Origin of the sequence: Streptomyces gossypii, assembly GCF_025165795.1 — a bacterium.
GTDB lineage: Bacteria > Actinomycetota > Actinomycetes > Streptomycetales > Streptomycetaceae > Streptomyces > Streptomyces gossypii.
Genome location: NZ_JAJAGO010000001.1, coordinates 258,360 through 281,430, shown reverse-complemented (window position 1 = coordinate 281,430; position 23,071 = coordinate 258,360). Strand labels below are relative to the sequence as shown.

Sequence of the window (23,071 nt, the reverse complement as noted above, 5' to 3'; positions counted from 1 at the left end):
CACGCAAGCGTGTGTCCGCGAAGGAGACTCATGGACTGGGACGAGAACACCACGGCGCCGCCGACCGAGGGTGAGGAGCGCCTGGTCGGCGCCGGGGCCGACGGCGAGGACCAGGCGGTCGAGGCCGCGCTGCGGCCGAAGGACCTGGGGGAGTTCATCGGCCAGGCCAAGGTGCGTGAGCAGCTGGACCTCGTGCTGCGCGCCGCACGGGCCCGGGGCTCGGCCGCGGATCACGTGCTGCTCTCCGGCGCTCCCGGGCTGGGCAAGACGACCCTCTCCATGATCATCGCGGCCGAGATGGACGCGCCGATCCGGATCACCTCGGGCCCCGCCATCCAGCACGCGGGAGATCTCGCCGCGATCCTGTCCTCCCTCCAGGAGGGCGAGGTCCTTTTTCTCGACGAGATCCACCGGATGTCCCGGCCCGCCGAGGAGATGCTCTACATGGCGATGGAGGACTACCGCGTCGACGTCATCGTCGGCAAGGGCCCCGGCGCCACCGCGATCCCCCTCGAACTGCCGGCCTTCACCCTGGTGGGGGCCACCACCAGGGCAGGTCTGCTGCCCCCGCCGCTGCGCGACCGTTTCGGCTTCACCGCCCATATGGAGTACTACGAGCCGGCCGAGTTGGAGGCGGTGATCCACCGCTCGGCGCGGCTGCTGGACGTCTCGACGGACGCCGAGGGTGCCGTCGAGATCGCCGGGCGCTCCCGGGGGACACCGCGGATCGCCAACCGGCTCCTGCGCCGGGTGCGGGACTACGCCCAGGTGAAGGCCGACGGCGTGATCACCCGGGAGATCGCCTCCCGCGCCCTGGCCGTCTACGAGGTGGACGAGCGGGGTCTCGACCGCCTCGACCGGGGCGTTCTGCACGCACTGCTGAAGCTCTTCGGCGGCGGCCCGGTCGGTCTGTCCACCCTCGCGGTGGCGGTGGGGGAGGAGCGTGAGACCGTAGAGGAGGTCGCGGAGCCCTTTCTGGTGCGTGAGGGCCTGCTCGCGCGCACCCCGCGCGGCCGCGTCGCGACCCCCGCCGCATGGGCGCACCTGGGACTCGTCCCTCCCGTGTCGCCTCAGCAGGCCGGTCAGCAGACGGCACGGCACACGCCCGGCGGCACCGGGCAGGGGCCGGTGTCCGGAGCGTGACAGCGGCGGGACTCGCCGCGGCAGGAACCCAAGTGCCATGCTTGACGTTGTTCCATCGGTGACAGCTCGCTTAGACTCCGCCGACGCCATCCGCCCCGGACGGCATACCCACCCCCGAATACCAGGCCGCTGAGACGCGGTCGTGCGAAGGAAACTCTTCCGCCGTGAATATCGTGACTCTCCTCCCGTTCGTCGTGCTCATCGGGGCCATGTTCCTGATGACCCGGTCGGCGAAGAAGAAGCAGCAGAAGGCCAGCCAGATGCGTAACGAGATGCAGCCTGGCACCGGCGTCCGGACGATCGGGGGCATGTACGCCGTCGTCAAGGAGGTCCGCGAGGACGCCGTTCTGCTTGAGGTCTCTCCCGGCTGGCACGCGCTCTACGCCAAGAACGCCGTCGGCGCCGTCCTCGAGCCCGAAGAGTTCGACCGCATCATGAACGGCGAGCCGATCGACATGGAGCTCGACGACGCCCCCGTGGTGCCGGACGACGCCTCCGAGCTCACCGAAGCCGATGAGGAGAACCGGGCGGGGAAGATCAACCTCGGCAAGCCGGAAGCCCCCGACGACGCGGTCGACGCTGCTGACGCGGCGGACACGGACCTCGCCGAGGCTGACGCCGACGAGGCCGCCGCCGCAGGCGAGGCCGACGAGGAGGAGACGCGCGAGGCGGACGCCACCAAGTCCGAGACCCCTGAGGACGCCAAGACCAAGGGCGACAGCGGCTCCAAGTAGCGCCCGCGCTGTCGGACCGGCACTCGGCCCGATGGCCAGGCACCCGATCACCACTTCGTGTGCCGCGGCGGTGACCCGGTACGGCGGGCCGGCGCGGGCGGCTGGACAGGAGATTCGAAAAGGTGGCAGCACCGAAGAAGGGCCGCAGGTCCCCGGGTGCCCAGGGGAAGCCAGGACGCTCCCTGGTGATTCTTTTGCTCGCCGTGCTGGCGCTCGGTGGGGGAATGCTCCTCACCGGGAACCACACGCCGCGTCTGGGCATCGATCTCGCCGGTGGCACGAGCATCACGCTCACGGCCAAGGAGCAGCCGGGCGGGGGTGACGCGATCAACCAGACGAACATGGACACGGCCACCGCCATCATCGAGCGGCGGGTGAACGGTCTCGGCGTTTCCGAAGCCGAGGTGCGCACGCAGGGCGACGAGAACATCGTCGTGAACATCCCGAAGGGGACCAACGAGGCGCAGGCCCGTGAGCAGGTCGGCACCACGGCGAAGCTCAACTTCCGGCCCGTGATGACCATCGCCGACTCCCAGCCGCAGCCGGAGCCCAGCCCTTCCACCTCCGGCGGCACCAAGAAGCCGGACGACAAGGCCACGGGCGAGGCCGACGGCAAGAAGGACGACGAGAAGGGCGAGGAGAAGGCAACCCCCAGCCCGTCGTCCAGCGCCACCACCCAGGGCCGTGCAGTCACCGAGCCGCTGGCGGACGAGGAGTCCCCCAAGCCCTCCGATTCTCCCAAGGCATCGGAGGAGCCCGCACCGCCGCCGACGGATCCGGAGGCCGCCGCGGGCATCGGGCCCGAGGTGCAGAAGGCGTTCACCAAGCTTGACTGCTCCACCAAGGAGGCCCGCTCCAAGGCGAGCAGCGAAGCGGCGCGGGTCAAGGGCAGCGAGCCCACGGTGGCCTGCGACTCCGAGCAGCCGGTCAAGTACGTACTCGGCCCGGTCGCCGTACAGGGCAAGAACGTCAGCGACGCGAACGCCGTCCTCGACCAGCAGCGTGGTTCCGGCTGGCTCGTCCAGATGTCCTTCGACGACACGGGCAGCAAGGCGTTCGGCGACGTCACCGGTCAGCTCGCCCAGAAGCAGCAGCCGCAGAACCAGTTCGCGATCGTCCTGGACGGTGAGGTCGTCTCCGCTCCCAGCGTGAGCGAGCGCCTCGTCGGTGACGCGGAGATCTCCGGCGACTTCAATCAGCAGTCCGCCGAAGACCTCGCCAACATCCTCTCCTACGGTGCCCTTCCGCTCACTTTCGAGGAGGGCAACGTCACCACGATCTCGCCCACTCTCGGTGCCGAGCAGCTGGAGGCGGGGCTGATCGCCGGCGGCATCGGACTGGCGCTCGTCGTCGGTTATCTGACCTTCTACTACCGCCTGCTCGGTCTCGTCGCCGTCTCCAGCCTGGCAGTCGCCGCCGTCCTCACGTACTCGATCATGACCTTGCTCGGTACGGCCATCGGCTTCGCGCTGAGCCTCCCCGCCATCTGCGGTGCCATCGTTGCCATCGGTATCACCGCGGACTCCTTCATCGTCTATTTCGAGAGAGTGAGAGACGAGATCCGCGAGGGACGCACGGTGCGGCCGGCCATCTCCCGGGCCTGGCCGCCCGCCCGCCGGACCATCGTGGTCTCCGACGTGGTCTCCATCATCGCCGCCGTCGTGCTGTTCATCGTCTCGATCGGATCGGTGCAGGGCTTCGCCTTCGTCCTGGGGCTGACGACCGTCGTCGACCTCGTGATCGTCTTCCTGCTGACCAAGCCGCTGATGATGATCATCGGTGGCCGGAAGTTCTTCGCGAGCGGACATCCCTGGTCCGGGCTCGATCCCAAACGGCTGGGCTCCCGGCCCCCGCTGCGGAGAAGTCGCCGTCAGGCCACGGCTCCCTCCGAAACGAAGGAGGCCTGAGATGTCCCGGCTCGGCACACTCGGCGGCAAGCTCTACCGAGGCGAGACCAGCTACGACTTCGTCGGTCATCGGAAGCTCTGGTACGGGATCACCCTCTGCATCGTGGTCGTGTCCATGCTCGGGCTCGGATTCCGCGGGCTCAACATGGGCATCGAGTTCCAGGGTGGTGCGGTCTTCACCACGCCGCCGACCAAGATCTCGGTCGAGGACGCCCGGCAGACCGCTGAAGAAGCCACCGGACGCGACGCCCGGGTCCAGAAGCTGGGCAGCGACGCGCTCCGGATCCAGGTCACCGGCCTGGACACCCAGGAGTCCGCCAAGCCCCGCGCGGCCCTGGCGGAGGAGCTCGGCGTCGCCACCCAGAAGGTCAACGCCGAACTGGTGGGGGCGAGCTGGGGCGACCAGATGACCGACAAGGCGATTCAGGGCCTGATCGTCTTCCTCATCCTGGTGAGCGTTTATCTCGCCTTCGCCTTCGAGTGGCGGATGGCGGTGGCCGCACTGGTCGCACTGCTCCACGACCTGGCTGTCACCGTCGGTATCTACGCACTTGTCGGATTCGAGGTCACACCCGGCACGGTGGTCGGCATGCTGACCATTCTCGGCTACTCGCTGTACGACACCGTGGTCGTCTTCGACAAGGTCAAGGAGAAGACCAAGGACGTCACCAAGCAGTTCCGCTACACCTACGGAGAGCTTTCCAACCTGGGCATCAACGCCACGGTGGTCCGGTCCGTCAACACCTCCGTGGTGGCCCTGCTCCCGGTGGCCGCGCTGCTGTTCATCGGCAGCGGTCTGCTCGCCGGCGGCATGCTGAAGGACATCGCCCTGTCCCTCTTCATCGGCCTGTCGGCGGGGACTTTCTCCTCGATCATGATCGCGACCCCGGTCGCCGTCGATCTGAAGCTCCGCGAGCCCGCGATCAAGGAGCACGACGAACGGGTGCGGCTGCGCCGCAGCAAGGCCGAGGCCCGGGGCGGGGGCCAGAACGACGCCCTGGAGGCGTCCGAGGAAGAGGGCGACGACGAGGAGCCGCGGGATGCCGACCCGGCGCACTCCGGGGCGGGCGCCTCGGCTGCCCGGCCCGGCGGCCAGCGCCGGCCGCCCAGCGGGCGCGGCACCGGCAGCGGCAGGGCGGGGCGGCGCAGATGAGGGAGCAGGCGGGGGAGACGATGATGACCGCCAAGGTCAGAGAGCTGCTTCACAGCCGCATCCGGGACGTCGCCGACTATCCGAAGCCGGGCGTGATGTTCAAGGACATCACCCCGCTGCTCGCCGACCCCGAGGCGTTCGCCGCGCTCACCGGGGTGCTGGCGGGGATGTGCGAGAAGTTCGGTGCGACCAAGATCGTCGGCTTGGAGGCGCGCGGGTTCATCCTGGGTGCCCCGGCCGCCGTCCAGGCGGGCGTCGGCTTCATCCCCGTGCGCAAGGCGGGGAAGCTCCCCGGAGCGACACTCGCCCAGGTGTACGACCTGGAGTACGGCAGCGCCGAGATAGAGGTGCACGCGGAGGATCTTGCTCCCGACGACCGGGTCCTGGTCATCGATGACGTGCTCGCCACCGGAGGCACGGCCGAGGCGTCCCTGCAGCTGATCCGCCGTGCGGGCGCCCAGGTCGCGGGCATGGGAGTGCTGCTCGAGCTGGGTTTCCTCGGCGGTCGTGTCCGGCTGGAGCCCACCCTGAAGGACGCCCCGCTGGAAGCTCTGGTCACCGTCTGACCGCCTGATCGTCTGTTCGGCGGTACGGGCCTTGGTCTGACCAATACGGCCGCAGCGGCCGGAGTACGGCATCGGGGCCCGGTGGGGAACACCGGGCCCCGATGCTTCCGGGGTTCCGGGCCGGGGCCGGGCCGCCGGAAGCCGCCGGGGAACGCCCGTCCGGGCCGCGGGCGGGGCCCGTACCGTCGAGGTCGATACCATGGCAGTCCGACCTGGCGTCCAACGAGGAGTGCACTTGCCAGACGAGGCCCAGCCGCCCACCGCCGCGCAGCGCCGGGACGCCGAGTCCGGCGGCGCGACCCCCCCCGGGGCACCCGCCAAGGGCGGCGGCGCCCGGAAGCCCGGCAGCACGTCCGGATCCGGCGAGGGCCGCCCCTCCGGGGGCGAGGCCGCCGATGGCCGTGGCGAGAAGAGCGCGCGTCGGCCGCAGGAGAGCCCCGCACGGCCCGTCTCGGGCGTCTCCGGCGTCTCCGGGCGCTCCGGCTCCTCCAACCGGGTCCGCGCCCGGCTCGCCCGGCTCGGCGTGCAGCGCTCCAGCCCGTTCAATCCCGTCCTGGAGCCGCTGCTGCGGACGGTGCGCAGCAACGACCCCAAGATCGAATCCTCCACGCTGCGCCAGATCGAGCGCGCCTACCAGGTCGCCGAGCGCTGGCACCGGGGCCAGAAGCGCAAGAGCGGCGACCCGTACATCACCCACCCGCTCGCGGTCACCACCATCCTCGCCGAGCTGGGCATGGACCCGGCCACCCTGATGGCGGGCCTGCTGCACGACACCGTCGAGGACACCGAGTACGGACTGGACACCCTGCGCCGGGACTTCGGCGAAGCGGTGGCCCTGCTGGTGGACGGTGTGACCAAGCTGGACAAGGTCAAGTTCGGTGAGGCGGCCCAGGCGGAGACCGTACGCAAGATGGTCGTCGCCATGGCGAAGGACCCGCGGGTCCTGGTCATCAAGCTCGCCGACCGGCTGCACAACATGCGCACCATGCGCTACCTCAAGCGGGAGAAGCAGGAGCAGAAAGCCCGCGAGACGCTGGAGATCTACGCCCCGCTCGCCCACCGGCTGGGCATGAACACCATCAAGTGGGAGCTGGAGGACCTCGCCTTCGCGATCCTCTACCCCAAGATGTACGACGAGATCGTGCGGCTGGTCGCCGAGCGGGCGCCGAAGCGGGACGAGTATCTGGCGATCGTCACCGATGAGGTCCAGGCGGATCTGCGCGGTGCCCGGATCAAGGCCACCGTCACCGGCCGGCCCAAGCACTACTACAGCGTCTACCAGAAGATGATCGTGCGGGGCCGGGACTTCGCCGAGATCTACGACCTGGTCGGCATCCGGGTCCTCGTCGACACCGTCCGCGACTGCTACGCCGCGCTGGGCACCGTCCACGCCCGCTGGAACCCGGTGCCGGGGCGGTTCAAGGACTACATCGCGATGCCCAAGTTCAACATGTACCAGTCGTTGCACACGACGGTCATCGGGCCCAACGGCAAGCCGGTCGAGCTGCAGATCCGCACCTTCGACATGCACCGGCGCGCCGAGTACGGCATCGCGGCGCACTGGAAGTACAAGCAGGAGGCCGTCGCCGGAGCGTCCAAGGTGCGCTCCGACGTGCCGAAGCGGACGGGGAAGGGCGCCGACCAGGACGCTGTCAACGACATGGCGTGGCTGCGCCAGCTGCTGGACTGGCAGAAGGAGACCGAGGACCCGGGCGAGTTCCTGGAGTCGCTGCGGTTCGACCTCTCCCGCAACGAGGTCTTCGTCTTCACCCCCAAGGGCGATGTGATCGCGCTGCCCGCCGGTGCGACGCCGGTGGACTTCGCGTACGCCGTGCACACCGAGGTGGGCCACCGCACCATAGGTGCCCGCGTCAACGGCCGTCTCGTACCGCTGGAGTCCACGCTCGACAACGGCGACCTCGTGGAGATCTTCACCTCCAAGGCGTCCGGAGCCGGGCCGTCCCGGGACTGGCTGGGCTTCGTCAAGTCCCCCAGGGCCCGTAACAAGATCCGTGCCTGGTTCACCCGTGAGCGCCGGGACGAGGCGATCGAGCACGGCAAGGACGCGATCGCCCGCGCCATGCGCAAGCAGAACCTGCCCATTCAGCGCATCCTCACCGGCGACTCACTGGTGACCCTGGCCCACGAGATGCGCTATCCGGACATCACCGCTCTGTATGCCGCGATCGGCGAGGGGCATGTCACCGCGCAGAACGTCGTCCAGAAGCTGGTCCACGCTCTGGGCGGTGAGGACGAGGCGAACGAGGACATCGCCGAGACCAGCCCTCCGATGAACAAGCGCGGCAAGCGCCGCTCCAACGCCGATCCGGGCGTGGTGGTCAAGGGTGTCGACGATGTGTGGGTGAAGCTCGCCCGCTGCTGCACGCCCGTACCCGGCGATCCGATCATCGGCTTCGTCACCCGGGGCAGCGGCGTCTCGGTGCACCGGGCGGACTGCCTGAACGTCGACTCGCTCTCCCGTGAGCCGGAACGCATCCTGGAGGTCGAGTGGGCGCCCACCCAGTCCTCCGTCTTCCTGGTCGCCATCCAGGTGGAGGCGCTGGACCGCTCCCGGCTGCTCTCGGACGTCACCCGGGTGCTGTCCGACCAGCACGTCAACATCCTGTCCGCGGCCGTCCAGACCTCCCGTGACCGGGTGGCCACCTCCCGGTTCACCTTCGAGATGGGCGATCCCAAGCATCTGGGCCATGTGCTCAAGGCGGTGCGCGGGGTGGAGGGCGTCTACGACGTCTACCGGGTGACCTCGACGCGCAGACCCTAGGGTCTGTCGTTCGTTACGAAGCGAAGGCGCAGGCTCCCGCGTGGGGACCCTGCGCCTTCGTCTGCCGTCACCGGAGGTTCTACCGGGGCCTCCCTCAGCCGCCGAACTCCTCCAGGCCCTTCAGCGCCTGCTCCAGCAGCGCCTGACGGCCCGCCAGTTCCTTCTCCAGCTTGTCGGCCTTGGCGGTGTTGCCCGCCGCCCGCGCCTTGCCGGCCTGCTCACGGAGCTTGTCGACCGCGTCCTGCAGCTGGCCGGTCAGCCCCGCCGCCCGCGCCCGCGCCTCCGGGTTGCTGCGCCGCCACTCGGCCTCCTCGGCCTCCTGGATGGCCCGCTCCACGGTGTGGACGCGGCCCTCGATCTTGGCCCTGGCGTCCCGCGGCACATGCCCGATCGCGTCCCAGCGCTCGTTGACCGACCGGAACGCGGCACGCGCGGCCTTGAGGTCGGTGATGGGAAGCAGCTTCTCCGCCTCGGCCGCCAGCTCCTCCTTGCGCGTGAGGTTCTCCCGCTGCTCGCTGTCGCGCTCCGAGAAGGCCGCGCTGCGCGCCTGGAAGAAGACGTCCTGCGCGCCGCGGAAGCGGCTCCACAGATCCTCCTCGTGCTCCCGCTGGGCGCGCCCGGCCGACTTCCACTCCTGCATCAGGTCGCGGTACCTGGCCGCGGTCGGCCCCCAGTCGCGGGATTCGGAGAGCGCCTGCGCCTCGGCGACCAGCTTCTCCTTGTGCTGCCGCGCCTCCTCGCGCTGGGCGTCCAGCTGGGCGAAGTGCGCCTTGCGCCGCTTGGAGAACGCCGAGCGCGCATGCGAGAAACGGTGCCACAGCTCGTCGTCGGCCTTCCGGTCGAGGCGCGGCAGCCCCTTCCAGATGTCGACCAGCGCGCGAAGCCGTTCTCCGGCGGCTCGCCACTGCTCGCTGGCGGCCAGCTCTTCCGCCTCCGAGACCAGCTCCTCCTTGGCCTGGCGGGCCTCCTCGGACTGCTTCGCCTTGTGCGCCTTACGTTCCTCGCGGCGCTCCTCGATGCTCTGGGTGAGGGCGTCCAGCCGCACCCGCAGCGCCTCCAGGTCGCCCACCGCGTGATGGGCGTCCACCTGCTCGCGCAGATGCCCGATGGCGGCGGCGGCGTCCTTCGCCGACAGGTCGGTCGTCTTCACCCTGCGCTCAAGGAGGCTGATCTCGACGACCAAGCCGTCGTACTTGCGCTCGAAGTAGGCGAGGGCCTCCTCGGGAGAGCCCGCCTGCCACGATCCGGCGACCTTCTCGCCGTCCGCCGTACGTACGTACACGGTCCCCGCGTCATCGACGCGGCCCCACGGGTCGCTGCTCACAGCGCCTCCTCCACATGATGTCCAGGGCGGAGCTGCGGCCCCCCTGGCATCGTCCACAGTTTTCGTCAAGGCCAAGATAGGCGAACGCCGCCCGCGCTGTCCGCATCCAGCGCGGTGGAAGTTCTGCGGTTCCGCCCGCTGAGCCCCGGATCACTCCCGGCCGGTGCTCCCGGTCAGGCCTTCTTGACGGTCGCCTTGTCGATGACCACTGTCGCGTTGGGCGGACCGTCCCCCTGGCCGGAGGCCTCACCCGCGTCGGCGATCTTCTTCAGCACCTTCATGCCGGCCTCGGACACGGTGCCGAACGGGGTGTACTGCGGGGGCAGCTGGCTGTCCTTGTGGACGAGGAAGAACTGGCTGCCGCCGCTGTCCTTCTGCCCGGTGTTCGCCATGGCGATCGTCCCGGCCGGGTAGGTCTGGCCCTTGATCCGGGGGTCGTCGAGGTTCTCGTCCGGGATCGTGTAGCCGGGACCGCCGTCGCCCTGCCCCGTCGGGTCGCCGCACTGGAGCACGCCGAGACCGCCGGAGGTGGTCAGGCGGTGGCACGCCGTGTGGTCGAAGAAGCCCTTGTCGGCCAGGAACGCGAAGGAGTTCACCGTGTGCGGGGCCTTATCGGCGTCCAGCTCGATCGGGATGTCGCCGCAGGTGGTCGCGAGCGTCATCTCGTATGCGGCCGACTTGTCGACCGTCAGCTTCGGCTCCTTCTTCCACTGCTTGCCGTTCGGCTTGCCCTTCGCGGGCTTCTCACACGGGTCAGGCGCCTTGCTGGGCGTGGGCTGTGCGTCCGCCGCCTTGTCCTCGGCCTTGTCCTCGTCGCCTCCCAGGCCGCCGGAGGCCGCGTAGGCAGCGCCCGCGGCCAGGACCAGCACCAGACCGGTCGCGATGAACGAGGCGCGGATGCGTGACTTGCGCCGGGACTGGGCTCTGCGCTCCTGCTGACGCAGGAACTTCTCGCGGGCGAGCTGCTTGCGCCGCTGCTCACTGCTGACCACGGGTCGTCTCCTTCGGCACGCGTGTACGTACGGGGCACGGCTGTGTGTACGGCCTTGAATCTGGCCCGTACCGTATACGGGTTCGCGACGCCCGTACCGCCGCCGGTACGCTCTTCATCAGCCGTTACCCACTGCCGGACGACTTGAAGGACGATCGTGCTCGTTGCCGGGTTCCCCGCCGGGGCCTGGGGGACCAATTGTTATCTGGTCGCCCCCGCCGCCGGCGAGGAGTGCGTGATCATCGACCCTGGCCACCAGGCCGCCGAGGGCGTCGCGGAGGCCGTCGCCAAGCACCGGCTCAAGCCGGTGGCGGTGATCCTCACCCACGGGCACATCGACCATGTCGCCTCCGTGGTGCCCGTCTGCGGGGCGCACGGCGTCCCCGCCTGGATCCACCCCGCCGACCGGTACATGATGAGTGACCCGGAGAAGGCGCTGGGCCGGTCCATCGGGCAGCCCCTGATGGGAGAGCTCACCGTGGGGGAGCCGGACGACGTCGTGGAGCTGACCGACGGCAGGCGCCTGGAGCTGGCGGGGCTGGAGCTGACCGTGGCGCACGCGCCGGGGCATACCAAGGGGTCGGTGACCTTCGGGATGCCCGAGCGGGAGGACGTACCACCCGTCCTCTTCTCGGGCGACCTGCTCTTCGCCGGCTCCATCGGACGCACCGATCTGCCCGGTGGCGACCACGCCGAGATCCTCGACTCGCTGGCACGGGTGTGCCTGCCACTGGAGGACTCGACCGTGGTGCTGTCCGGCCACGGCCCCCAGACCACCATCGGCCGCGAACGCGCCGCCAACCCCTTCCTTCGGGAAGCGGCCGCGGGCGGCATCGGAGACGGCACCCGTGCCGCTCCGCGACGAGGAATGTGACGACGACTTCGTGAGTACCTTCTCCGCCCCCAAGGGCACCTACGACCTGCTGCCGCCCGATTCCGCGCAGTTCCTGGCGGTTCGCGAGGCACTGTCCGCGCCGCTGCAGCGCGCGGGCTACGGCTACGCCGAGACCCCCGGCTTCGAGCACACCAAACTCTTCTCCCGCGGCGTCGGCGAGTCCACCGACATCGTGAGCAAGGAGATGTACACGCTGACGACGAAGGGCGGCACCGAGCTGGCCCTGCGGCCGGAAGGCACCGCCTCGGTGCTCCGTGCGGCGCTGGAGGCCAACCTGCACCGCGGCGGCCTGCCCGTGAAGCTCTGGTACTCCGGCTCGTACTACCGCTACGAGCGCCCGCAGGCCGGGCGTTACCGGCACTTCTCCCAGGTCGGAGCCGAAGCGCTGGGCGCCGAGGACCCGGCGCTGGACGCCGAGCTGATCATCCTCGCCCACGACGCGTACCGCTCGCTCGGCCTGCGGAACTTCCGCATCCTGCTCAACTCGCTGGGCGACAAGGAGTGCCGCCCGGTCTACCGCGCCGCACTTCAGGACTACCTCCGGCGGCTCGACCTCGACGACGAGACCCGCAGGCGGATCGAGATCAATCCGCTGCGCGTGCTGGACGACAAGCGCGAGGGGGTGCAGCGGCAGCTGGCCGACGCCCCGATGATGCGCGACCACCTGTGCGAGGGCTGCAAGGCGTACCACGAGCAGGTGCGCGAGCTGCTCAGGGACGCGGAGGTGGCCTTCGAGGACGATCTGCGGCTGGTGCGCGGCCTCGACTACTACACCCGCACCACCTTCGAGTTCGTCCACGACGGGCTGGGCTCGCAGTCGGCGGTGGGCGGCGGCGGACGCTACGACGGGCTGTCTCAGATGCTCGGCGGCCCGGAACTCCCCTCGGTGGGCTGGGCGCTCGGCGTGGACCGCACCGTCCTCGCGCTCCGGGCCGAGGGCATCGCCCTGGACCTGCCCAGGACCACCGAGGTGTACGCCGTGCCGCTCGGCGACCAGGCGCGCCAGGTGCTCTTCCGCGCCGTCACCGCGCTGCGCCGCGAGGGCGTCGCGGCGGACTTCGCATACGGCGGCAAGGGACTGAAGAACGCGATGAAGTCGGCGAACCGCTCCGGCGCCCGGTTCGCGATGGTGCTCGGGGAGCGGGATCTGGCCGAAGGCATCATCCAGGTCAAGAACCTGGAGAGCGGTGAGCAGCTTCCCGTGCCACTCGATCGAGTGGTGGCCGAGGTCAGGGCGAAGGTCGGTTGAGGACAGAGGCGTTGGTTCATAATGAGCGCATGCTCGACTCCGACTGACGACGGGACGAAAGCACTATGACAACCACTGCACCTCCCGATAACGCCCCGGCCCGCACCGAGGGGCCGACGGGGGGCGCGGTGGGCGCCCGCCGCGCCTTCTCCTGGCTGCTGATCGTCGCCGGCGCGGCAGGGCTGCTCGCCTCCTGGGTGATCACCCTGGACAAGACGAAGATCCTGGAGGCCGAGGCCAGGGGAGAGACCTTCACCCCGGGCTGCAGCCTCAACCCGATCGTGTCCTGCGGGAACATCATGGAGAGCGACCAGGCTTCGGCCTTCGGTTTCTCCAACCCGATGCTCGGTCTGGTCGCGTACGGCATCGTGATCGCCGTCGGCGTCACGCTGCTCAGCGGGGCCCGCTTCCCGCGCTGGTACTGGCTCACCTTCAACGCCGGCACGGTGTTCGGCGTCGGCTTCGTCACGTGGCTCCAGTACCACTCGCTGTATACGATCAACTCGCTCTGCCTCTGGTGCTGCCTCGCCTGGGTCGCGACGATCGTGCTGTTCTGGTACGTCACCGGCTTCAACATGCGCAAGGGCTTCCTGCCCTGCCCGGCGGGCCTCAGGTCCTTCGCCGGAGAGTTCCACTGGGTGGTGCCGGTGCTGCACATCGGCGTCATCGGCATGCTGATCCTGACCCGCTGGTGGGACTTCTGGACTGGCTGACCCGTGTTTTCCGGGTTGTCAGTGCGGTGAATTAGGGTTCGGTCGTGGAACCAGACCTGTTCACCGCCGCTGCCGAGGAGCGCCGGGCCAAGGATCCGTCCGCCAGCCCGCTGGCCGTGCGGATGAGGCCGCGCGTCCTCGACGAGGTGGTGGGCCAGCAGCACCTGCTGCGCCCGGGATCGCCGCTGCGCCGCCTGGTGGGCGAGGGCAGCGGCGGCCCTGCGGGCCCCTCCTCGGTGCTCCTGTGGGGACCGCCGGGCATCGGCAAGACGACCCTTGCCTATGTCGTCAGCCAGGCCACCGAGAAGCGCTTCGTCGAGCTGTCCGCGATCACCGCGGGGGTCAAGGAGGTGCGGGCCGTCATCGAGGGCGCCAAGCGCTCCTCCGGGGCGTACGGCAAGGAGACGGTCCTGTTTCTGGACGAGATCCACCGCTTCAGCAAGGCCCAGCAGGATTCGCTGCTGCCCGCGGTGGAGAACCGCTGGGTCACGCTGATCGCCGCGACCACCGAGAACCCCTACTTCTCGGTGATCTCGCCGCTGCTCTCCCGCTCCCTGCTGCTCACCCTGGAGCCGCTCACCGACGCGGACCTCAAGGGGCTGCTGCACCGCGCCCTGGCGGACGAGCGGGGTCTGGGCGGCGCCGTCACGCTGCCCGGCGACGCCGAGGCGCATCTGCTGCGCATCGCGGGCGGCGACGCGCGCCGGGCGCTCACCGCGCTGGAGGCGGGCGCGGGCGCCGCGCTGGCCAAGGGCGAGGCTTCGGTCACGCTGGCGTCCCTGGAGGAGGCGGTCGACCGCGCCGCGGTGAAGTACGACCGGGACGGCGACCAGCACTACGACGTCGCCAGTGCGCTGATCAAGTCGATCCGCGGCTCCGACGTGGACGCCGCGCTGCACTATCTGGCCCGGATGATCGAGGCGGGGGAGGACCCGCGCTTCATCGCGAGGCGGCTGATGATCTCCGCGAGCGAGGACATCGGGCTGGCCGACCCGACGGCGTTGCAGACGGCGGTCGCCGCGGCCCAGGCGGTGGCCATGATCGGCTTCCCCGAGGCCCGGATCACCCTCGGGCAGGCCACGGTCGCCTTGGCGCTGGCACCCAAGTCCAACGCCGCCTGCCTCGCGGTCGACGCCGCGCTCACGGACGTCCGGGCGGGTCTGGCCGGGTCGGTGCCCGCGCATCTGAAGGACAGCCACTACCAGGGCTCCGCCACCCTCGGGCACGGCAAGGGCTACCAGTACCCGCACGATCTTCCCGGCGGCATAGCAGCCCAGCAGTACGCGCCGGACGAAGTGCACGGCAAGCGTTACTACGCGCCCACCCGGTACGGCGCGGAGGCGCGTTACGCCGACGTCGCGGAGCGGGTGCGAGCCCGGCTGCGGGGCGAGAGCCTGCCCGAGCAGCCGGGGGAGTCGCAGTCCTGACGGGCGGGCCCGGGATCACCCGGCGGCAGCCTCGAACAGCTGCTGTACGGCCTGCCGCAGCTGCGAGACATCCCGCACCGGCTCCGGGAACTCGAAGCGCGCGTCGAAGCATCCGGGCTGCCCGGCGAACCGCACCCGCAGTCCGAAGCGGTCCAGCGCCAGCGGTGCCACCTGGCTCCAGGCGCCGCACAGACGTCTCCTGTCCTCGCCCAGCAGCGTGCCCAGGCCGCGCATCCGGTCGCCGTGCGCGGCGGCCAGGTGCTGGAGCAGCTCCGCCTCGTGCCGCACCAGCGGGTCCGGGCGCGCGGCGGCGAAGTCGTCCGGCTCCACGTGCTCCGCGCCCCAGAGGTCGTCCACATACGCCTCGCCGACTTCCAGGCGCAGCAGCGCCCGCGGCACCCCGGCGCCGGCTTTCGCCTCCGCCTCCGCCATCGCGGGCTGCCGTTCCGCGAGCAAACGGGCGCAGGCGGCACGGTCCGCGTTCCGTACGGCCGTCAGCCAGCCGGCGACCCATGTACGGCCCCGCACGCGGTGCGGTACGGCGACAGGGGCTACGTCCGTGATTTCCATCACAGTCTCGACGTCGTCGTCCTGCGCGTAGGCGGCGGCGCGGGCCGCCGGGGCGTTCGCGGGCACCAGGAGAACCACGTCTCCGTCGTCCGTGACAGCCCGCGCGCCGGCGGTCCAGGAGCCGAGAGGGTCCCGTAGGGGGGCCTCGGTTCCCGGAATGGTCAGTGCGGCGGTTAGGCTGGACTCCACGAGGGTTCGCACACGCTCGGCAGCCGAAGGCTGCCGGGTGTCTTCCAAGGGGCGCGGCTGACCCGGTCCCGCATCGTCACCGGTGCCGGACAGGGGGATCCCAGGTCGAAACATGTGTTTCTCCTCAGCTAAGGTAAGCCTAACCTAACCTACACGGAGGTTCGTTCAACGTGAACCAGTCGCGTCCCAAGGTCAAGAAGTCGCGTGCACTCGGCATCGCGCTGACCCCGAAGGCCGTCAAGTACTTCGAGCAGCGTCCCTACCCGCCGGGTGAGCACGGCCGTGGCCGCAAGCAGACCAGTGACTACAAGGTCCGGCTGCTCGAGAAGCAGCGGCTGCGCGCCCAGTACGACATCAGCGAGCGCCAGATGGCGCGTGCCTACGACCGCGCTCGGAAGGTCGAAGGCAAGACGGGCGAGGCCCTGATCATCGAGCTTGAGCGCCGTCTGGACGCGCTCGTACTGCGGTCCGGCCTGGCCCGCACCATCTACCAGGCACGCCAGATGGTGGTCCACGGCCACATCGCGGTCAACGACCGCAAGGTCGACAAGCCGTCGTTCCGTGTCCACCCGGACGACGTCGTGCAGGTGCGCGAGCGCAGCCGCACGAAGCACCCCTTCCTCGTGGCCCGCGAAGGCGGCTACGACACGGAGGGCGAGACCCCGCGCTACCTCGAGGTCAACCTCGAGGCGCTCGCGTTCCGTCTCGACCGGGACCCGAACCGCAAGGAGATCCCGGTCATCTGCGACGAGCAGATGGTCGTCGAGTACTACGCCCGCTGAGTCACCGGGCTCTGGGAGCACGGAGCCCCGGCACTGCCGGTGGCCCGTGCTCCCGCCTCACTCTCAGCTCGCCTGCTGTCCGCCCTCGGCTCCGGCCGCCGGAGGGCAGGCGGGCTGCCGAGTGTCGGCGGCGCTTCGGCCCTGTGCCCGCCCGCCGCCGGATCCGCCCCGCAGCGCGTGCCCCGCGGGCAACTCCGGCGCCGCCCGCCCGTGCTCGTCCACCTCGCGTGCCGCGACAGCGGGCACGCCCAGCTGCGCTCCGCGCAGCCACGCGGCGTCGTACGCCGCCTCGCCGAGCGCGTCGAGCGCGCGCCTGCGGCAGCTGTCGCCCGCCCGCCAGGCCCCGCACCACCCGGCGCCCACGGGCACGTCCGTCACCGGCCCGGCCCCCGGCCCTTCCGCATAGCGCGCTCCGAGCGCCTGCCAGCCCGCCTGCGCCGCGCCCAGCAGTTCGGCGGCACGCTCCGGCCGCTGCCCCACGGTGAGCGCTGCCAGCTGCTCCAGCGCCAGCACCATGCCCAGCACGTCGCCCAGCTCCCGCTTGACCGTCAGGCCCGCCACGCTCAGCGCCCGCGCCCGCCCCGGCTCGCCGCGTGCCAGCCGCACATGGGCGAGCACATACAGCGTGTACGACAGCGCCCACCGCTCGCCGCTGTCGGCCGAGATCTCGCGGGCCTCCTCGCTCAGCACCGCGGCCTTCGTGAGATCACCCTCGAAGGCGTGTGCCATCGCGAGCTGCAACTGGGCCACGATCACCAGGGTGTTCAGCTCGCCGAGGGCGCGGAAGCGCTCCAGCGCCTCAGCCAGCAGCCCCTTGCCCAGCGCCGTGTCACCGTCCGCCACCGCCAGCGCGCCCAGCGTCTGGGTCGCGTACGCGAGCGCGCTCTCGTCGCCGTGCGCCTCCGCCAGTTGCAGGCACTCGTGGAGTGCTCCGAGCGCGGTCGCCGCCTCTCCGTGCACGACGGCGGTCAGTCCGGAGACCCACAACGCCTTGGCCCGCGCCTCCGGCTGGTCGCCCTCCAGCGCGAGCGCCCGGTCGAGCCACTGCCGTCCCTCGGCGAGCCGCCCGCAGCCGAGCCAGTAGAACCACAGGGTCGCGGCGAGGTACTGCCCGATGTGCGCCTCGTCCTGGTTCTCCAGGCTGTATTCGAGCGCCAGCCGCAGATTCGGCAGCTCCTGCTCGATCCGGGCCACCACGTCCGCCTGGCGGGGGCTGAACCAGTCCAGCTCACACCAGGTCGCCAGCCCCAGATACCAGTCGCGGTGCCGTCGGCGCAGCCGCTCGGTCTCGTCCAGCTCCGCCAGCCAGCCCGCGCCGTACTCGCGCACGGTGTCGAGCAGGCGGTAGCGCGCCTGTCCGTCGGCCCCCTCACGCTCCTCGCGCAGGACGACGGACTGCGCGACGAGTTCCGCCAGCACCGGAAGGACCTGGGCGGCGTGCAGATCGCCGCCCGCGCACAGGTACTCGGCCGCCTCCAGGTCGAAGTCCCCGTCGAAGACCGAAAGCCGTGCCCACAGCAGCCGTTCCCGGGGCGAGCACAGCTCGTGGCTCCAGCCGATCGCCGTGCGGAGCGTGCGGTGCCGTGACACGGGCTGATGGCCGTTGCCGGTCAGCAGTCCGAAGCGGTCGTCGAGCCGCTGGGCCAGCTGCTCGACGGACAGGGCGCGCAGCCGCCCGGCCGCCAGTTCCAGGGCGAGCGGGATGCCGTCCAGCCGACGGCACAGCTCGGTGACCGCCTCCCGGCGCGGGCCGCGCGCGGTGAAGCCGGGCAGCACCGCTCCCGCCCGCTCGGTGAACAGATCGGCGGCCTCGGGCGGCGACATCGGGCCGAGCGGGAAGAGGTGCTCGCCCGTGAGTCCCACCGGGCGCCGCCCCGCGGCCAGTATCCGCAGCCCGGGGGAGCGGCGCAGGAGCTCGTCCGCCAGCGCGGCGACCTCCTCATCGAGCTGCTCGAAGCCGTCCAGTACGATGAGCATCTCGCGTCGTGCCAGATGGTTCAGCAGTACGGAACGGGGCGACACCCCGCGGTTGTCGGCGAGTTCGAGGGCCTCGACCACGGTGTGATCGAGGAGCGCGGTGTCGCGCAGCTCCGACAGGTCGACCATCCAGACGCCGTTGCAGAAGCGTTTCTGCATGCGCTCCGCGCAGTGCAGTGCGAGCCGTGTCTTGCCGATTCCGCCCACCCCGGTCACCGTCACCAGCCGGTTCCGCGCGGCCCGTTCGCGCAGTCGCGCGGCCTCGGTGCGGCGGCCGGTGAACTGGTTGAGGGGCGACGGAAGGTTGCCGGGCGCCCGCGGCGGTGCGGGCACGTCCCGGGATTTCGGCTCGGAGCGCTGAAAGCGTCGCATGAAATACGGAGCGTACTCGGAGGTAAGCGGACCGTACAACCACTCGGGCGGGCAGCCGCGCGCTTTCCCAGGCGGCCGTCATGCGTACGGATGCGGCGGCCCGGCGCGATAGGGTCGGTATCCGCCGCCGCACCTTCGCGGGCCGCCTCGGAGGCGGCGGCCGACCCCCATAACCCGAGGGAAGCGGTGCAGCGTGTCCGGTGGAGAAGTGGCCGGCATCCTGGTGGCTGTCTTCTGGGCGATCCTGGTGTCCTTCCTCGCCGTGGTGCTGGTGAGACTCGCGCAGGCGCTCAGGGCGGCGACCAAGCTGGTGACCAGCGTGACCGAGCGTGCCGTACCGCTGCTCGGCGAGGCGTCCGCGACGGTGCGCTCCGCGCAGACCCAACTGGACCGGGTGGACTCGATCGCCACCGACGTCCAGGAGGTGACCGCCAACGCCTCCGCGCTCTCCACGACCGTCTCGTCCGTCTTCGGCGGCCCACTGGTGAAGGTCGCCTCGTTCGGCTACGGAGTGCGCCGCGCCCTCGGCCGTGAGAACGGCACGGGTGCCGCCGGCGCGCCGGAACGGCGCGCGAAGGTCGTGCCCGGGCGGACCTTGTCTGCTGACAGGCGTGGCCGCCGCAACCGCAAGAAGGGCTGATCCGCCACATGTTCCGCCGTGCCTTCTGGTTCTCCACCGGCGCCGCCGCCGGTGTCTGGGCCACCACCAAGGTCAACCGCAAACTGCGCAGCCTCACCCCCGAGTCGCTCGGGGCCCGCGCCGCCGACAAGGCGCTCGAGACGGGGCAGCGACTCCGCGGCTTCGCACTCGACGTCCGCTCCGGGATGGCACAGCGCGAAGACGAACTGCACGACGTGCTGGGCCTGAACGCCCCCGTGGAGCCGGAGCGCCCCGGACTGCCCCGCCCGGCCGGCAGGCCCGCACCGGGAGCGGCGCGGACCCTCCCCGGCACGCCGGTGCGCGGGGCGGCGGAACCGTACGACGGCCACACCGGCGGCACAGGCAACATCGACAGCACAAGCAACAGCAAGAGCAGCAACAACACACGCGACCGTAAGTACGACCGGAATGAGGACCACTGATGGAGTCGGCTGAGATCCGCCGTCGCTGGCTGCGCTTCTTCGAGGAGCGCGGGCACACCGTCGTCCCATCGGCGTCGCTGATCGCGGACGACCCGACGCTGCTGCTGGTCCCGGCGGGCATGGTCCCGTTCAAGCCCTACTTCCTGGGCGAGGTCAAGCCGCCGTACGCGCGGGCCGCCAGCGTCCAGAAGTGCGTCCGCACGCCCGACATCGAAGAGGTCGGCAAGACGACACGGCACGGCACGTTCTTCCAGATGTGCGGAAACTTCTCCTTCGGGGACTACTTCAAGGAGGGCGCCGCCGAACTGGCCTGGGAGCTGCTCACCAGTGCGCAGGAGGACGGCGGCTACGGCCTCGACCCGTCCAGGCTGTGGATCACGGTCTACCAGGAGGACGACGAGGCGGAGCGCATCTGGCGGGACGTCGTCGGAGTCCCTGCCGAGCGCATCCAGCGGCTCGGCAAGGAAGAGAACTACTGGGACATGGGCGTCCCGGGCCCCTGCGGTCCCTGCTCGGAGATCAACTACGACCGCGGTCCCGAGTTCGGCGAGGAGGGCGGCCCCGCCGTCAACGACGAGCGATACGTGGAGATCTGGAACCTGGTCTTCATGCAGTACGTGCGCGGGCCGGGCGCGGGCAAGGACTACCCCATCCTGGGCGACCTGCCCAGCCGGAACATCGACACCGGCCTCGGCCTCGAGCGCCTCGCGATGATCCTGCAGGACGTGCACAACATGTTCGAGATCGACACCTCGCGCATGGTCATCGACAGCGCCACCGCGCTCACCGGCGTGCGCTACGGCGCCGCCGAGCAGAGCGACGTCGCGCTGCGCGTGGTCGCCGACCACATCCGCACCGCCATCATGCTCATCGGGGACGGCGTCACCCCCGGCAACGAGGGCCGTGGCTATGTGCTGCGCCGCATCATGCGCCGTGCCATCCGCAACATGCGCATCCTCGGCGCCACCGGCCCCACCGTCGCCGAACTGACGGACACCGTGATCAAGGCGATGAGCCCGCAGTACCCGGAGCTGGAGGAGGACCGCAGGCGGATCGAGACGGTCGCGCTCGCGGAGGAGGCCGCCTTCCTCAAGACGCTCAAGGCGGGCACGAACATTCTCGACACGGCCGTGAGCGAGACCATGTCGGGCGGCGGCACCGTACTCGCCGGTGACAAGGCGTTCCTGCTGCACGACACCTGGGGCTTCCCCATCGACCTCACCCTGGAGATGGCCGCCGAACAGGGCCTCTCCGTGGACGAGGAGAGCTTCCGCCGCCTGATGAAGGAGCAGCGGGAGCGCGCCAAGGCCGACGCCCGCGCCAAGAAGCAGGGGCACGCCGACCTTTCCGCCTACCGCGCGGTCGCCGACTCCGCCGGTGCCACGGTCTTCACCGGATACGGGCACACCGAGGGCGAGGCGGCCATCGTCGGACTGCTGGTGGACGGCGTCTCCGCACCGGCCGCCCACGAGGGCGACGAGGTCGAGGTCGTCCTCGACCGCACCCCCTTCTACGCCGAGGGCGGTGGCCAGCTCGCCGACTCCGGCCGGATCCGGCTGGAGAACGGCGCGATCGTCGACGTACGCGACGTCCAGCAGCCGGTGCCCGGCGTCAGCGTGCACAAGGGCGTCGTCCAGGTCGGCGAGGTCACGGTCGGTTCGCCCGCGTACGCCCGGATCGATCTGGTGCGGCGTCGCTCCATCGCCCGCGCGCACAGCGCCACTCACCTCACCCACCAGGCCCTGCGCGACGCGCTGGGGCCCACGGCGGCCCAGGCCGGTTCCGAGAACGCGCCGGGCCGGTTCCGCTTCGACTTCGGCTCCCCGGCCGCAGTACCGGGCACGGTGCTGACCGACGTCGAGCAGAAGATCAACGAGGTGCTCTCCCGTGAACTGGACGTCACCGCCGAGGTGATGTCCATCCAGGACGCCAAGAAGCAGGGCGCGCTGGCGGAGTTCGGCGAGAAGTACGGCGAGCGGGTGCGCGTCGTGACCATCGGCGACTTCTCCAAGGAGCTGTGCGGCGGCACCCATGTGCACAACACCGCCCAGCTCGGCCTTGTCAAGCTGCTCGGTGAGTCCTCCATCGGCTCCGGAGTGCGCCGAGTCGAGGCACTGGTCGGCGTGGACGCCTACAAGTTCCTGGCTCGTGAGCACACCGTCGTCTCCCAGCTCACCGAGCTGGTCAAGGGGAGGCCCGAGGAACTGCCGGAGCGTATCTCCGGCATGCTCGGAAAGCTCAAGGACGCGGAGAAGGAGATCGAGCGCTACCGCGCCGAGAAGGTGCTGCAGGCCGCTGCGGGCCTGGCCGCCGGGGCCCGGGACGTACGGGGCGTGTCGCTGGCCGCGGGCCGGGTGCCGGACGGCACGGCGGCCGACGATCTGCGCACCCTCGTACTGGACGTACGGGGCCGGATGCAGGGCAGGCCCGCCGTCGTCGCGCTCTTCACGGTCACCGGCGGGCGGCCGCTCACCGTCATCGCCACCAATGACGAGGCCCGCGACCGTGGCCTGAAGGCCGGAGACCTGGTGCGGGCCGCTGCCCGCACCCTCGGCGGCGGTGGCGGCGGCAAGCCGGACCTGGCGCAGGGCGGCGGCCAGGAGCCGGGCGCCGTGGCGGACGCGATGGCGGCCGTCGAGCGGCTGGTGGCGGAGAGCGCCTGATGCGACGTGGCAGACGGCTCGCCGTCGATGTGGGAGAGGCCCGGATCGGGGTCGCCAGCAGCGACCCCGACGGGCTCCTCGCGACGCCCGTCGAGACGGTGCCGGGGCGCGACGCCCCCGCCGCGCGGCGGCGGCTCGTGCAGCTCGTCGCGGAGTACGAGCCGCTGGAGGTCATCGTCGGGCTTCCGCGTTCGCTGAGCGGGCGTGAGGGCCCGGCGGCGGCCAAAGTGCGGGAGTTCGCCACCCGGCTGGCCAAGGCCGTCGTCCCGGTGCCCGTGCGCCTTGTCGACGAGCGGATGAGCACCGTGACCGCCGCGCAGGGGATGCGGGCCTCGGGCGTCAACGCCAAGAAGGGCCGCAGCCGGATCGACCAGGCGGCGGCGGTCGTCATCCTGCAGAGTGCGCTGGAGGCAGAGCGGGGCTCAGGGCAGCCGCCCGGGCAGTGCGTCGAAGTGGTTGTCTGATCGCGATACGGTAACGTTCCGCGCGACACGGCAGCTGTTCGAACAATCACCCGCACGAGCGGGCGGTGTCCTGGACCACCGCGCTGG

General features: G+C 70.7%; 19 protein-coding genes. 15 read left to right on the top strand and 4 right to left on the bottom strand.

Annotation, left to right across the window (positions count from 1 at the left end):
- The first annotated feature begins 30 nt into the window (after positions 1 to 30).
- From ruvB to LHJ74_RS01205, 6 genes are all read left to right on the top strand, one after another.
- Positions 31 to 1,143 carry a Holliday junction branch migration DNA helicase RuvB gene (gene ruvB, locus LHJ74_RS01230; protein WP_260215490.1) on the top strand — a complete coding sequence of 371 codons (1,113 nt, stop codon included), beginning with the start codon at positions 31 to 33 and terminating at the stop codon, positions 1,141 to 1,143.
- Between the two features lie 164 nt (positions 1,144 to 1,307).
- The gene (yajC, locus tag LHJ74_RS01225) at positions 1,308 to 1,877 is read left to right on the top strand and encodes a preprotein translocase subunit YajC (protein ID WP_260215488.1); all 570 of its coding nucleotides are present in this window, start codon (positions 1,308 to 1,310) and stop codon (positions 1,875 to 1,877) included.
- Positions 1,878 to 1,999: 122 nt separating this feature from the next.
- Positions 2,000 to 3,784, top strand: a complete 1,785-nt coding sequence (gene secD, locus LHJ74_RS01220) for a protein translocase subunit SecD (protein ID WP_260215487.1) — start codon at positions 2,000 to 2,002, stop codon at positions 3,782 to 3,784.
- 1 nt (position 3,785) lies between these two features.
- Entirely contained in the window at positions 3,786 to 4,937 is a 1,152-nt protein-coding gene (gene secF / locus LHJ74_RS01215; protein ID WP_260215486.1) for a protein translocase subunit SecF, read from the top strand.
- Between the two features lie 23 nt (positions 4,938 to 4,960).
- On the top strand, positions 4,961 to 5,503 hold the full coding sequence (locus LHJ74_RS01210; protein WP_260215930.1) for an adenine phosphoribosyltransferase: 543 nt from the start codon (positions 4,961 to 4,963) through the stop codon (positions 5,501 to 5,503).
- 235 nt (positions 5,504 to 5,738) lie between these two features.
- On the top strand, positions 5,739 to 8,285 hold the full coding sequence (locus LHJ74_RS01205; protein WP_260215484.1) for a RelA/SpoT family protein: 2,547 nt from the start codon (positions 5,739 to 5,741) through the stop codon (positions 8,283 to 8,285).
- A 94-nt stretch (positions 8,286 to 8,379) separates the two neighbouring features.
- On the opposite strand, the gene LHJ74_RS01200 is transcribed toward LHJ74_RS01205, so the two are convergent.
- Both LHJ74_RS01200 and LHJ74_RS01195 read right to left on the bottom strand, forming a co-directional pair.
- Positions 8,380 to 9,609: a DUF349 domain-containing protein gene (locus LHJ74_RS01200; RefSeq protein ID WP_260215483.1), complete on the bottom strand. Its 1,230-nt coding sequence runs from the start codon at positions 9,607 to 9,609 to the stop codon at positions 8,380 to 8,382.
- A gap of 173 nt (positions 9,610 to 9,782) precedes the next feature.
- Positions 9,783 to 10,601, bottom strand: coding sequence for a peptidylprolyl isomerase (locus tag LHJ74_RS01195; protein WP_260215482.1), 819 nt, complete (start codon positions 10,599 to 10,601; stop codon positions 9,783 to 9,785).
- Positions 10,602 to 10,757: 156 nt separating this feature from the next.
- On the opposite strand from LHJ74_RS01195, the gene LHJ74_RS01190 reads away from it, so the two are divergent.
- The 4 genes from LHJ74_RS01190 (at position 10,758) to LHJ74_RS01175 (ending at position 14,884) form a co-directional block, all read left to right on the top strand.
- Positions 10,758 to 11,474, top strand: a complete 717-nt coding sequence (locus LHJ74_RS01190) for an MBL fold metallo-hydrolase (protein WP_260215481.1) — start codon at positions 10,758 to 10,760, stop codon at positions 11,472 to 11,474.
- A gap of 10 nt (positions 11,475 to 11,484) precedes the next feature.
- Positions 11,485 to 12,744: a histidine--tRNA ligase gene (gene hisS, locus LHJ74_RS01185; RefSeq protein ID WP_260215480.1), complete on the top strand. Its 1,260-nt coding sequence runs from the start codon at positions 11,485 to 11,487 to the stop codon at positions 12,742 to 12,744.
- Between the two features lie 65 nt (positions 12,745 to 12,809).
- Positions 12,810 to 13,457 carry a vitamin K epoxide reductase family protein gene (locus tag LHJ74_RS01180; RefSeq protein ID WP_260215479.1) on the top strand — a complete coding sequence of 216 codons (648 nt, stop codon included), beginning with the start codon at positions 12,810 to 12,812 and terminating at the stop codon, positions 13,455 to 13,457.
- A 44-nt stretch (positions 13,458 to 13,501) separates the two neighbouring features.
- On the top strand, positions 13,502 to 14,884 hold the full coding sequence (locus LHJ74_RS01175) for a replication-associated recombination protein A (protein ID WP_260215478.1): 1,383 nt from the start codon (positions 13,502 to 13,504) through the stop codon (positions 14,882 to 14,884).
- 15 nt (positions 14,885 to 14,899) lie between these two features.
- Here the strand turns inward: LHJ74_RS01175 and LHJ74_RS01170 are convergent, their stop codons facing one another.
- Positions 14,900 to 15,532, bottom strand: coding sequence for a DUF2470 domain-containing protein (locus LHJ74_RS01170; protein ID WP_311203239.1), 633 nt, complete (start codon positions 15,530 to 15,532; stop codon positions 14,900 to 14,902).
- 281 nt (positions 15,533 to 15,813) lie between these two features.
- Between LHJ74_RS01170 and rpsD the strand changes: the two genes are divergently transcribed.
- Positions 15,814 to 16,425 (top strand): 30S ribosomal protein S4, encoded by a 612-nt coding sequence (gene rpsD, locus LHJ74_RS01165; protein ID WP_260215476.1) that lies wholly within the window; start codon positions 15,814 to 15,816, stop codon positions 16,423 to 16,425.
- Between the two features lie 63 nt (positions 16,426 to 16,488).
- On the opposite strand, the gene LHJ74_RS01160 is transcribed toward rpsD, so the two are convergent.
- On the bottom strand, positions 16,489 to 18,774 hold the full coding sequence (locus tag LHJ74_RS01160) for an ATP-binding protein (protein WP_260215474.1): 2,286 nt from the start codon (positions 18,772 to 18,774) through the stop codon (positions 16,489 to 16,491).
- Positions 18,775 to 18,967: 193 nt separating this feature from the next.
- On the opposite strand from LHJ74_RS01160, the gene LHJ74_RS01155 reads away from it, so the two are divergent.
- Genes LHJ74_RS01155 through ruvX form a run of 4 tightly spaced genes read left to right on the top strand, consistent with a single transcriptional unit; the run spans position 18,968 to position 22,984 of the window.
- On the top strand, positions 18,968 to 19,414 hold the full coding sequence (locus tag LHJ74_RS01155) for a DUF948 domain-containing protein (RefSeq protein WP_260215473.1): 447 nt from the start codon (positions 18,968 to 18,970) through the stop codon (positions 19,412 to 19,414).
- Positions 19,415 to 19,422: 8 nt separating this feature from the next.
- Entirely contained in the window at positions 19,423 to 19,857 is a 435-nt protein-coding gene (locus tag LHJ74_RS01150) for a DUF6167 family protein (protein ID WP_260215472.1), read from the top strand.
- Positions 19,857 to 22,520, top strand: a complete 2,664-nt coding sequence (gene alaS, locus LHJ74_RS01145; protein WP_260215470.1) for an alanine--tRNA ligase — start codon at positions 19,857 to 19,859, stop codon at positions 22,518 to 22,520. The genes LHJ74_RS01150 and alaS overlap by 1 nt, the downstream gene beginning before the upstream one ends.
- Positions 22,520 to 22,984: a Holliday junction resolvase RuvX gene (gene ruvX, locus LHJ74_RS01140; protein ID WP_260215469.1), complete on the top strand. Its 465-nt coding sequence runs from the start codon at positions 22,520 to 22,522 to the stop codon at positions 22,982 to 22,984. The genes alaS and ruvX overlap by 1 nt, the downstream gene beginning before the upstream one ends.
- Positions 22,985 to 23,071 lie beyond the last annotated feature (87 nt).

Coding starts and splice junctions, on each gene's coding strand:
- ruvB (WP_260215490.1), top strand. CDS start 31: ATGGACTGGGACGAGAACACCACGGCGCCGCCGACCGAGGGTGAGGAG.
- secF (WP_260215486.1), top strand. CDS start 3,786: ATGTCCCGGCTCGGCACACTCGGCGGCAAGCTCTACCGAGGCGAGACC.
- alaS (WP_260215470.1), top strand. CDS start 19,857: ATGGAGTCGGCTGAGATCCGCCGTCGCTGGCTGCGCTTCTTCGAGGAG.
- LHJ74_RS01160 (WP_260215474.1), bottom strand. CDS start 18,774: ATGCGACGCTTTCAGCGCTCCGAGCCGAAATCCCGGGACGTGCCCGCA.
- ruvX (WP_260215469.1), top strand. CDS start 22,520: ATGCGACGTGGCAGACGGCTCGCCGTCGATGTGGGAGAGGCCCGGATC.
- LHJ74_RS01180 (WP_260215479.1), top strand. CDS start 12,810: ATGACAACCACTGCACCTCCCGATAACGCCCCGGCCCGCACCGAGGGG.
- LHJ74_RS01210 (WP_260215930.1), top strand. CDS start 4,961: ATGACCGCCAAGGTCAGAGAGCTGCTTCACAGCCGCATCCGGGACGTC.
- LHJ74_RS01150 (WP_260215472.1), top strand. CDS start 19,423: ATGTTCCGCCGTGCCTTCTGGTTCTCCACCGGCGCCGCCGCCGGTGTC.